The organism is Paenibacillus stellifer, from assembly GCF_000758685.1.
Classification (GTDB): domain Bacteria; phylum Bacillota; class Bacilli; order Paenibacillales; family Paenibacillaceae; genus Paenibacillus_AQ; species Paenibacillus_AQ stellifer.
Genome location: NZ_CP009286.1, coordinates 5,049,404 through 5,060,000, shown reverse-complemented (window position 1 = coordinate 5,060,000; position 10,597 = coordinate 5,049,404). Strand labels below are relative to the sequence as shown.

At 54.8% G+C, this 10,597-nt stretch carries 9 protein-coding genes; 8 read left to right on the top strand and 1 reads right to left on the bottom strand.

Features of this window, described 5'->3' with window-relative positions; genetic code table 11:
* Positions 1 to 373 precede the first annotated feature (373 nt).
* The 7 genes from PSTEL_RS23375 (at position 374) to pssA (ending at position 8,568) form a co-directional block, all read left to right on the top strand.
* A complete protein-coding gene (locus PSTEL_RS23375) occupies positions 374 to 835 on the top strand; it encodes a CtsR family transcriptional regulator (RefSeq protein ID WP_038699077.1) in 462 nt (153 codons plus the stop codon).
* Between the two features lie 26 nt (positions 836 to 861).
* Complete coding sequence (gene mcsA / locus PSTEL_RS23370; RefSeq protein ID WP_038699075.1) at positions 862 to 1,386, top strand: protein-arginine kinase activator protein McsA; 525 nt, start codon at positions 862 to 864, stop codon at positions 1,384 to 1,386.
* A 29-nt stretch (positions 1,387 to 1,415) separates the two neighbouring features.
* Positions 1,416 to 2,480, top strand: a complete 1,065-nt coding sequence (mcsB, locus tag PSTEL_RS23365) for a protein-arginine kinase McsB (RefSeq protein ID WP_038699073.1) — start codon at positions 1,416 to 1,418, stop codon at positions 2,478 to 2,480.
* A 35-nt stretch (positions 2,481 to 2,515) separates the two neighbouring features.
* Complete coding sequence (gene clpC / locus PSTEL_RS23360) at positions 2,516 to 4,969, top strand: ATP-dependent protease ATP-binding subunit ClpC (RefSeq protein ID WP_038699071.1); 2,454 nt, start codon at positions 2,516 to 2,518, stop codon at positions 4,967 to 4,969.
* 215 nt (positions 4,970 to 5,184) lie between these two features.
* Positions 5,185 to 6,555: a DNA repair protein RadA gene (radA, locus tag PSTEL_RS23355; protein WP_038699069.1), complete on the top strand. Its 1,371-nt coding sequence runs from the start codon at positions 5,185 to 5,187 to the stop codon at positions 6,553 to 6,555.
* 11 nt (positions 6,556 to 6,566) lie between these two features.
* The gene (gene disA / locus PSTEL_RS23350; RefSeq protein ID WP_038699067.1) at positions 6,567 to 7,640 is read left to right on the top strand and encodes a DNA integrity scanning diadenylate cyclase DisA; all 1,074 of its coding nucleotides are present in this window, start codon (positions 6,567 to 6,569) and stop codon (positions 7,638 to 7,640) included.
* Positions 7,641 to 7,827: 187 nt separating this feature from the next.
* Positions 7,828 to 8,568, top strand: a complete 741-nt coding sequence (pssA, locus tag PSTEL_RS23345; protein ID WP_038699065.1) for a CDP-diacylglycerol--serine O-phosphatidyltransferase — start codon at positions 7,828 to 7,830, stop codon at positions 8,566 to 8,568.
* 96 nt (positions 8,569 to 8,664) lie between these two features.
* Here pssA and PSTEL_RS23340 read toward each other — a convergent pair whose 3' ends face one another.
* Positions 8,665 to 9,060 (bottom strand): nucleoside triphosphate pyrophosphohydrolase family protein, encoded by a 396-nt coding sequence (locus tag PSTEL_RS23340; RefSeq protein WP_038699063.1) that lies wholly within the window; start codon positions 9,058 to 9,060, stop codon positions 8,665 to 8,667.
* 323 nt (positions 9,061 to 9,383) lie between these two features.
* Here PSTEL_RS23340 and PSTEL_RS23335 point away from each other — a divergent pair, with 323 nt between their 5' ends.
* Positions 9,384 to 10,472, top strand: a complete 1,089-nt coding sequence (locus PSTEL_RS23335) for a PIN/TRAM domain-containing protein (protein ID WP_038699061.1) — start codon at positions 9,384 to 9,386, stop codon at positions 10,470 to 10,472.
* Positions 10,473 to 10,597 lie beyond the last annotated feature (125 nt).

The following is a 10,597-nucleotide window of genomic DNA, read 5'->3' as shown; positions in this document are numbered from 1 at the left end:
TTATTATAGAAAAAAGAATCGGAAACCGATGTTCTATGTTCTGAAAACAAGGATTTGAAATTTTCTGCTCAGGGACTTGGCATTTTGTGAGAATGTGCTATAATATTAAATAAGTCAAAGAAAGTCAAAGTCAACAGAGCGTGCAGCAGGTGTCTACTCAAACGTTCCCTCCCGGCTTGTTAAGAAGTATGCGGCGCACAGTTTGGGCCACACTAGTAAGGCTTGAGCGTAAGCGACTAACCCGGGCTTGCGGCCGGTTTGTAACGGGATTCGGCTCTTTGCACTTTGGTTAAAGTTCCTGTAAGGGTTAAGGCCGGTATTGGAACGGTGCCACCATTCTGCATTTGCAAGCTCTTAATCTGGAGGATGAGTGATGCGCAATATCTCCGATATCATCGAACAATATCTGAAGAATATTTTGCATGAAAGTCCCGAAGGCACAGTGGAAATTCAACGCAATGATCTGGCGGACCATTTCTCCTGCGTTCCCTCCCAGATCAATTATGTGATCAGCACACGCTTTACGCTTGAAAAAGGTTATCTGGTGGAGAGCAAGCGCGGCGGCGGAGGCTATATCCGCATTCAGCGCATTGAACTGCCGCAGCATTCGGCGCTTCATGCTCATCTGAACCAGACCATAGGCTCTGGCATTGACCAGAGTACCGCTGAAGGACTGATTTATCAGCTTGAGGAAGCCGGCTTTTTGACCAGACGTGAAGCCTGCCTGATGCGTGCCGCCGTTTCGCGTGAATGCCTTGCGGTCAAGCTTCCCCTTCGGGACGAGATTCGTTCCAAGATGATGAAGGCGATGCTGGTCTCATTGCTTAACAAATAAGGCGGAGTGAAAGGAAGGATTTCGTGATGGTGTGCCAAGAATGCGGCGCTAGACCTGCAACACTTCATTTCACCAAAATCGTGAACGGAGAGAAGACGGAGTTCCACATCTGTGAACACTGTGCCAGGGAAAAGGGAGAGCTTATTCCCGGAACCTCTGGCGGCTTCTCCATTCACAGCCTGCTGTCCGGCCTCTTGGATCTGGAGGGGGCAAGCAAAGGCAAAACCGCTGCTGCGTCAACGGTTCAGGACGTACGCTGCGAGGAATGCGGCATGACGTACGGACAGTTCAGCAAGCTGGGGCGATTCGGCTGCAGCTCCTGCTATAAATATTTTGACAAAGGTCTGGACCCGCTCTTCAAAAGAGTGCACGGAAGTACCGCCCATGTCGGCAAGGTGCCGAGACGGGCTGGAGTACAGATTCAGGTTCGCCGTCAAATTGACGAGCTTAAGGAGAACATGCAGCAGGCCATCGCCCAGGAAGAATTCGAAACGGCGGCCGAGCTGAGAGACCAGATCCGGAAACTTGAAAAAGAAATAGCACAAGAGTAAAGTCTTAAGATATATAGGGGGAATGCCCGATGCCTAATCTCCGTTTTACCGAGCAAGCGCTCAGCGAATGGATGCGCAGCGGCGGCAGCCACTCCGAGATTGTAATCAGCAGCCGAGTGCGGATCGCCCGTAATATCGTGCATCATCCTTTTCCGCTCCTTGCTAATGAAGAGCAGGCCGAGAAGGTCATGGATGTTCTGGCTCCTGTAATTGATGAGAATCAGGCGACCGGTTACGGAACATTTCAACTGGTGAAGCTCGACGAACTGGGAGAGCTGGACAAAACGGTGCTGGTCGAGAAGCATCTGATCAGTCCCAACCTGGCCAATGACTCCCGCGGCGGTGCGGTGCTGCTGAATGAAGACGAATCGGTCAGCATTATGATCAATGAAGAAGACCATCTGCGGATTCAATGCCTGTTCCCCGGATTTCAGGTCAAAGAGGCCTGGGACAGGGCAACGTCCATTGATGACATTTTTGAAGCAGCGGTCGATTACGCATTTGACGATAGAAGAGGGTATTTAACAAGCTGTCCGACGAATGTCGGCACAGGACTTCGCGCCTCGGTCATGATGCATCTCCCGGCGCTTGTAATGACTCAACAGATCGGGCGCATACTCTCCGCCGTCAATCAGGTGGGACTTACGGTCAGAGGCATTTACGGCGAGGGCTCCGAGGCAGCGGGCAATATTTTTCAAATCTCCAACCAGATTACGCTCGGCCAGAGCGAGACGGAGATTATCGAGAATCTGCACAGCGTCGTCATTCAGATTATCGAGCATGAACGGAATGCGCGTCAGCGTCTGCTGAACGATTCCGCTCTGCGGATTACCGACCGGGTTATGCGGTCCTATGGTATTCTGAAATATGCGGCGGTTATGGATCTTAAAGAAGCTTCCCAGCGTCTGTCGGATGTGCGGCTAGGCGTTGATGTGGGAATTCTCCAAGAGCCTTCCATTTCGGTTCTCAACGAACTGAATGTGAAGACACAGCCGGGCTTTCTGCAAAAGACTTTTGGCGACAAGCTGAACGCAGCCGAACGCGACATGTACCGGGCGAAGCTGCTCCGGGAGACATTGGGGACCACACATTAATTATAGATATTTATCATTTATGGAGGTGCAGGGTTATGATGTTTGGCAGATTTACGGAACGCGCACAAAAAGTGCTTGCGCTGGCACAGGAAGAAGCCGTCCGGCTGGGACACAATAATATCGGCACAGAACATATTCTGCTGGGACTGATCCGCGAAGGCGACGGCATCGCCGCCAAAGCGTTGATCGGCCTTGGCCTCGGCCTCGAAAAAATTCAGGACGAAGTGGAGACGCTGATCGGCAGAGGACAGGAACAGCCGACGAACATCGCGTACACGCCTCGCGCCAAGAAAGTGATCGAGCTGTCGATGGACGAAGCCCGCAAGCTAGGCCACACTTACGTCGGCACAGAGCATATCCTGCTCGGTCTGATCCGCGAGGGAGAAGGCGTTGCGGCTCGTGTGCTGAACAACCTCGGCATCAGCCTGAACAAGGCACGCCAGCAGGTTCTCCAGCTGCTCGGCAGCAGCGAGTCTGCTTCGAGCCACAGCGGCGGCCCAAGCAATGTCAGCACGCCTACGCTTGACGGCTTGGCCCGTGATTTGACGGCCTACGCCAAAGACGGCAACCTGGACCCGGTCATCGGACGCAGCAAGGAAATCGAGCGCGTCATTCAGGTGTTGAGCCGTCGGACCAAGAACAATCCGGTGCTGATTGGCGAACCTGGGGTAGGTAAGACAGCGATTGCCGAGGGCCTGGCCCAGAAGATCATCAACAATGAAATTCCCGAGACGCTGCGCGACAAGCGGGTTATGACGCTCGATATGGGTTCCGTTGTCGCCGGCACCAAATACCGCGGCGAATTCGAAGACCGCCTGAAGAAGATCATGGATGAAATCCGCCAAGCGGGCAACATCGTTCTCTTCATTGACGAGCTGCATACGCTGATCGGCGCAGGCGGCGCGGAAGGCGCTATCGATGCTTCCAACATTCTGAAACCGGCGCTGGCACGCGGCGAGCTGCAATGCATCGGCGCAACAACGCTGGATGAATACCGCAAATACATCGAGAAAGACGCTGCTCTGGAACGCCGCTTCCAGCCGATCACGGTGGATCAGCCGTCTCCGGAAGAAGCCGTACAGATTCTGTACGGACTGCGCGACCGGTACGAAGCCCATCACCGTGTGAAGATTACGGATGAGGCGATCGTACAGGCGGTCAAATTGTCCGACCGCTACATCACCGACCGCTTCCTGCCGGACAAGGCGATCGACCTGATCGACGAAGCGGGCTCCAAGGTAAGGCTGAACTCTTACACGATTCCGCCGAATCTGAAGGAACTGGAGACACGGCTGGACGATATCCGCAAGGAGAAGGACGCCGCCGTGCAGAGCCAGGAATTCGAGAAGGCCGCTGCCCTTCGCGACACGGAGCAGAAGATCCGCGAAGAGCTCGACACGACGAGAAACCAATGGAAAGAGAAGCAGGGCCGCACCGATTCCGAGGTAACGCCAGAGGATATCGCTCAGGTGGTAGCGAGCTGGACCGGCATTCCGGTCAGCAAGCTGAAGGAAGAGGAGACAGAGCGCCTGCTCAATATGGAAGCTCTGCTGCATGACCGGGTTATCGGTCAGGATGAAGCCGTCAAGGCTGTCAGCCGGGCGATCCGCCGGGCACGCGCCGGTCTGAAAGATCCGAAGCGCCCGATGGGCTCCTTCATCTTCCTCGGCCCGACCGGTGTCGGCAAAACCGAGCTGGCCCGCGCACTTGCCGAAGCGATGTTCGGCGACGAGAATGCGGTTATCCGGATCGACATGTCCGAGTACATGGAGAAACACTCGACCTCGCGTCTGGTGGGGGCTCCTCCGGGATATGTCGGATACGAAGAAGGCGGACAGCTCACCGAGAAAGTACGCCGCAAGCCGTATTCGGTCGTCCTGCTGGACGAAATCGAGAAGGCACATCCGGAAGTGTTCAACATTCTGCTGCAGGTGCTGGAAGATGGCCGGCTGACGGACTCCAAGGGCCGCGTAGTCGACTTCCGTAACACGCTGATTATCCTGACGTCCAACGTTGGGGCTCAAGCGATCAAGCGGAATTCCACACTCGGATTTACAGCGGTGCAGGATGCCGGAGCCGAATACTCCAACATGAAGGGCAAGGTCATGGACGAACTGAAGAAGAGCTTCCGTCCAGAGTTCCTGAACCGGATCGACGAAATCATCGTCTTCCACTCGCTGGAAGAGAAGCATATCGCTGAGATCGTTACCCTGATGGCCGACGAGCTTCGCAAGCGGCTGCGTGAATACGACGTTGACTTCGAGCTTACGGACAGCGCGAAAGCGTTCCTCGCCAAAGAAGGCTACGATCCGGCCTTCGGCGCCCGCCCACTGCGCCGCGCGATTCAGAAGCATATCGAGGACCGTCTGTCCGAAGAAATGCTGAAGGGCAACATCGCGAAGGGCGATTCGCTCAAGATCGACGAAGAGAACGGCGAGCTGACGGTCCGCAAGGCGGAGCCGGTCGCGCTGGAGAAAGACGGCGAATAAACAGCTGCTTGGCCTGCAATAAGGCCACAGCATCAGAGCAAGAGAGCCAGCTTCCTGTACGGAAGCGGCTCTCTTTTTTTGCATGCATTTCGCTCATTCCAAGAGGTTCTTGCTCTTTCGCTCCACTTCTTTAAATGGTAAACTTTTATTGGAAGCTAAATATCCACGTTTTTTAATAAATGGCATTCAGGGTACATTTGTCCGAAGGAGAAGTTATGGCTAAGACCAAAACGAAGTTTTACTGCACCGAGTGCGGTTATGAGTCGCCGAAGTGGCTCGGCAAATGCCCGGGCTGCCAGGCTTGGAACAGCATGGTTGAAGAAACAGAAAGCGTAGTCAAGACTCAAGGGATGAACGGCGGCCCTGTTTTTCATAGTAAAGAAAAACCCCAGTCCATCATAAATATAGAAAGTGATCAGGAGCCGCGTATTTTGACGGGAATCGGCGAGCTCAACCGCGTTCTCGGCGGCGGAATCGTGCCGGGTTCGCTGGTATTGGTAGGCGGGGACCCTGGTATCGGCAAATCGACCCTGCTGCTGCAGACCTCGCATGCACTGACCACGCAGGGACTAAGAGTGCTGTATATCTCGGGAGAGGAATCGGTGCGTCAGACCCGGCTTCGTGCCGACCGTCTTGGGGCGCTGTCCTCCGAGCTGTATGTGCTGTGCGAGACCAATATGGAGTCTATTGAAGAAGCGATTGAGGCCATTCAGCCGCAGTTTCTCGTCATCGACTCCATACAGACGGTATTTCTGCCGGAAGTGACAAGCGCACCGGGCAGTGTATCGCAGGTTCGCGAATGTACGACAAGATTTATGCGGATCGCCAAAATTCGCGGAATCGCGACAGTTCTTGTGGGCCACGTCACGAAGGAAGGTGCCATCGCCGGTCCCCGAATGCTGGAGCATATGGTGGATTGCGTGCTGTATTTCGAGGGGGAGCGGCATCATACGTACCGCCTGCTGCGGGCCGTCAAGAACCGGTTCGGCTCCACCAATGAAATTGGAATCTTCGAGATGGGCGAGATCGGGCTCTCCGAGGTGGAGAATCCGTCCGAGCTATTCTTGTCCGAGCGCCCGCTCGGCGTGGCCGGTTCCACGGTGGTAGCGAGCATGGAAGGCACCCGGCCGGTGCTGGTTGAGCTTCAGGCACTGGTCGCCGCCACGCATTTTCCTTCTCCGCGCCGCATGTCGACGGGGCTCGACAACCAGCGAATGGCGCTTATTATCGCGGTTCTGGAGAAGCGGATGGGCATGTTCCTGCAGAATCAGGATGCCTATCTTAACGTGGCAGGCGGAGTCAAGCTGGACGAACCGGCCATCGATCTGGCGGTAGCCGTCAGCATTGCTTCCAGCTTCCGGGATATTCCGACCAAGCCGTATGACGTGTTCTTCGGCGAGGTGGGGCTGACCGGCGAGGTGAGAGGTGTCTCGCGTTCCGAGACGCGGGTCAAGGAGGCGGCGAAGCTGGGCTTCCGCCGAGTAATCATGCCTGAGAAGAGTCTGAAGGGCTGGAAGCAGCCGAAGGACATCGAGATTATCGGGGTTAATTCTGTAGCAGACGCATTAGCGGTCGCGTTAGATTAGGGGGCAGAGAGATGAAGGACCAACAACCGGAAAATATGAATGACCTGCTCAGGCTTGCGGCTCCGGGCACATCGTTCCGTGATGGATTGGAAAATGTGCTGCGGGCCAAGACGGGCGCGCTGATTGTCGTAGGCTACAGCCCCGAGGTGATGGAAGTGGTGGATGGAGGGTTCTCCATCAACTGCGATTTCTCGCCGAACTATCTGTATGAGCTGGCTAAAATGGATGGAGCCATTATTCTGAGCGAGGATCTCAAGCGGATTCTGTACGCCAACACCCAGCTCATCCCGGACCCGTCCATCTCGTCGATTGAAACGGGTATCCGCCACCGGACGGCCGAACGTGTCGCCAAGCAGACCGGCAAGCTGGTTGTCTCCATTTCTCAGCGGCGGAATATTATAACACTGTATCAAGGATCCATCCGTTATGCGCTGAAGGACATCGGCGTGATCTTGACGAAGGCGAACCAGGCGATTCAGACGCTGGAAAAATACAAGGCCGTGCTTACCCAATCACTGACCAACCTGTCGGCTTCGGAATACGAAGGCATCGTGACGGTGCCGGAAGTGGTCGGCGTTATTCAGCGGGTGGAGATGGTGCTGCGGATCAAAACGGAGATCAAACGCTATATCACCGAGCTCGGCAACGAAGGCCGCCTGATCAGCATGCAGATGGAAGAGCTGGTGGGGAATACCGAGGAAGAAGCATGGCTTTTGTACAGAGACTATGCAAGGGAAGAGGAAGAGGACAAAATCCGCGATATTATTTCCGGCTTGAAGCGTTCGAGCGACGAGGAGCTGATGGACGACAATCATATCGCGAAACTGCTTGGGTTCTCGGCGAGTGCCGTCGCTTCCGAGGAACCGGTCACTCCCCGTGGTTACCGGCTGCTGAACAAGATTCCGCGTCTGCCCAACGTCATTATCCACAACCTGGTGGAGCGGTTCGAAATGCTTCCGAATCTCATGACAGCCAGCATTGCGGAGCTTGATGAAGTGGACGGAATCGGCGAAGCCCGGGCGCGGGGCATTCAGGATGGACTGAAACGGCTGCAGAAGCAAGTTCTTATTGACAGACAAATGTAAATAACATACAATCACGTAATGTTGGAGTCGTTGTTAGGTACGGCCTACCGAAACTTCCGTACCGCTTGCCAAGCGTCATGGAATGATGAAGTGGCAAGGGAGCCTTCGATTGGGCTAAGCCTGGATGAAGGTTCTCATAACTGGGCTCGTAATGTGGGCACGGTTATTTCAGGATAGAGGTGACGAAATGATACAAAAATCACTTCCGAGTCTGTTCACACTCGGAAATCTGCTGCTCGGCATGTTCGGGATTATGATGGCACTCGACGGCAAGATCGGCATGGCGGCGATTCTCGTCATAATCGCTATGCTGGCTGACGGACTTGACGGCCGCGTTGCCCGTGCATTGGGCGCAGAAAGCGAATTTGGCAAAGAGCTGGACTCGCTGTCTGATGTCGTTTCTTTCGGTGTCGCACCTGCTCTCATTATGTATATCAGCAGTCTGCATGATCTTCATAACGCCCTGGCTTGGTCCGTTACCGCCATCTTCCCGGTGTTCGGAGCGCTTCGCCTGGCCCGTTTTAACGTTCAACCGGGCATCCCCGGTTACTTTGTCGGTCTGCCGATTCCGGCTGCTGGCGGAGTGCTGGCGACCTTGGCCCTGTTCCATAAAGATGTGTCTCCGGTCTACATGATTATTGCTTCGCTGCTGCTTTCTTACCTGATGGTCAGCACGGTGAAATATCCGAACTTCAAGAAAGTCGGACTGCCCAAAAAGGCGATTGTCGGAGCTCCGATCGTCATTGTGATCGCGGTCGCGGTCGCCGTGATGTTCCCGGAACAGATCTCCAAGATGATCTTTGTCTTGCTTGCACTTTATGCACTGTATGGCTTTAAGCAGAATGTCGACCGCCTGACGGCCAGACGCCGCCGGGGCCGCAGCAGAAGACGCCAGGATGATGAGATGTACCACTCCAAGAACGGCTGATACGCTGTCCGCAAATACAGGCAGAGCCGGTCTCCCCCGCTGATGCGGAGGAAGACCGGCTCTTTTTTTGCCAAAATATAAGGAATGAACGCCCTGCTATGACAGATTGAACAGCCCGAGCGTTGCGCATTTCTGGGATTCGCTTTTGATAACCTCGTCCATATTGATGCCGAGCAGATTGCACAGCGCCGACATATAGAACAATTCCCTTCCAAGCTCAGCCGCGATGACCTCCCGGCAGTTCTCGCATAATTCTCCGTGCACGTGGGTTCCTGCATTTTCCTTCGCTTGTTCGAGGCTTACACCGGATTCGAAGATCTGCTTGGTTGCGTGAAGCTCGATACATCCGCATTCCGTGATCGCCTTAACGACGGCGCGGTTGACCGAGGCGCTGCTCTGGCCGTTCTTGGACAGCACGTCCAGAAGACTGCGGTGTCTAAGCAGCAATTCGGAGACTTGATCCTGGAAAGCCTGCAAACTGGGTGCGCTCATGTTCCATTCCCTCCGTTTCTTCCTAGATTGAGTTCATTATATGTCACGCCAAGGCTTTTTTTCAATCGGACAAAAGGCCGCAAAACCATGATTTCCCGCGTTCCCTGTCCATAAAAAATGTGAACGGCTCACGATTACGGCGCGAAAATTTGGAACATACTGGAGATAGGCATCTATGCCGCCCTGCGCGGCGCCATCAGAAGATGAGATGTCAGGGAAGGACCTCAATTTGGCCCTGCCATTTCGAGGCTCCCATAACACGGTCCTTGTCAGGATATCGTGATTTCAGGATAGAGCGTGAGATTAAAGGAGGTGCGTCAACCATGTGGAAGAAGTGGATGTTATTATTTGCCGCGTTATGCGGAGGCCTGGCCGGCTATTCCCTGTATCACGCCGCCATGCGGGATTTCCCGGAGGGAATGCTCCGGCTGGAGAACAGCCTTCCCGTTTCGGGCGGATTTTGCTTTTCGGTGCTCGGTGCCCTTATTTTTTTGTTAGCGGCGGGTTTGTGCGCAGATTGGGCGGGAACGAAATTGCAGTCGGCGGCGCGGTACTGTTCCGGAATGCCGATGGGAGAGCTGGCGGCCGCGGCGGCCGGACTGCTGGGCGGACTGCTGCTGTCACTGCTGATCTACCCCAGCATGGCCTGGCTCGGCAAGGCGGGCCAACTGCTGCAGGTGCCGCTGACGGCGGGTCTCGGGTATCTTGGCCTTAGAATCGGCCTGGAGAAGAGAGCAGAGCTCGGCGCGTTATGGGCAACCGGACGTTTTGGAGGGACGGCGGAGCCTGAGGGACCGGTGCCTGAAGAGCACAAAATCCTCGACACCAGCGTCATTATTGACGGAAGGATCGCGGATATTTGCAAGACCGGCTTCATCGAGGGAACGATCGTCATTCCCGAATTCGTTCTGGAGGAACTGCAGCATATTGCCGATTCATCCGATCTGCTGAAACGCAACAGAGGCCGGCGTGGGCTGGATATTCTCAATAAAATCCAAAAAGAGCTGGATGTCAAAGTGCTGATCTACGAAGGGGATTTCGAGGAGATTTCCGAGGTGGACAGCAAGCTGGTCAAGCTGGCGAAGGTGCTGCACGGCAAGGTGGTCACGAACGATTTCAACCTGAATAAGGTATGCGAGCTTCAGGGCGTATCGGTACTGAACATCAACGATTTGGCCAATGCGGTAAAGCCGGTGGTGCTTCCGGGCGAGGAGATTATCGTCCAGGTCATCAAGGACGGCAAGGAACATGGACAAGGCGTCGCTTACCTGGATGACGGCACGATGATCGTCGTGGAAGGCGGACGCGAGTTCATCGGCAGCACAATGGAAGTTCTCGTAACAAGCGTACTTCAGACATCCGCGGGCCGGATGATATTCGCCAAGCCGAAGCTTCTGGAGAAGGCGCAGTAACCTTCAGGGCGTTCGAACGGAAGAGCCGTTCGGCGCCCTTTTTTCTTATAATATCTGAAAGTATTAACCTCAAAGCCTCGGCTTCCTGATATTGCAAGACAAACGGCCGCTAGAGAGGGATTCGG

Excerpts from the sequence above, each read along its gene's own strand:
- disA (WP_038699067.1), top strand. The coding sequence starts at position 6,567 with ATGAAGGACCAACAACCGGAAAATATGAATGACCTGCTCAGGCTTGCG.
- pssA (WP_038699065.1), top strand. The coding sequence starts at position 7,828 with ATGATACAAAAATCACTTCCGAGTCTGTTCACACTCGGAAATCTGCTG.
- PSTEL_RS23335 (WP_038699061.1), top strand. The coding sequence starts at position 9,384 with ATGTGGAAGAAGTGGATGTTATTATTTGCCGCGTTATGCGGAGGCCTG.
- mcsB (WP_038699073.1), top strand. The coding sequence starts at position 1,416 with ATGCCTAATCTCCGTTTTACCGAGCAAGCGCTCAGCGAATGGATGCGC.
- clpC (WP_038699071.1), top strand. The coding sequence starts at position 2,516 with ATGATGTTTGGCAGATTTACGGAACGCGCACAAAAAGTGCTTGCGCTG.
- mcsA (WP_038699075.1), top strand. The coding sequence starts at position 862 with ATGGTGTGCCAAGAATGCGGCGCTAGACCTGCAACACTTCATTTCACC.
- PSTEL_RS23375 (WP_038699077.1), top strand. The coding sequence starts at position 374 with ATGCGCAATATCTCCGATATCATCGAACAATATCTGAAGAATATTTTG.
- PSTEL_RS23340 (WP_038699063.1), bottom strand. The coding sequence starts at position 9,060 with ATGAGCGCACCCAGTTTGCAGGCTTTCCAGGATCAAGTCTCCGAATTG.
- radA (WP_038699069.1), top strand. The coding sequence starts at position 5,185 with ATGGCTAAGACCAAAACGAAGTTTTACTGCACCGAGTGCGGTTATGAG.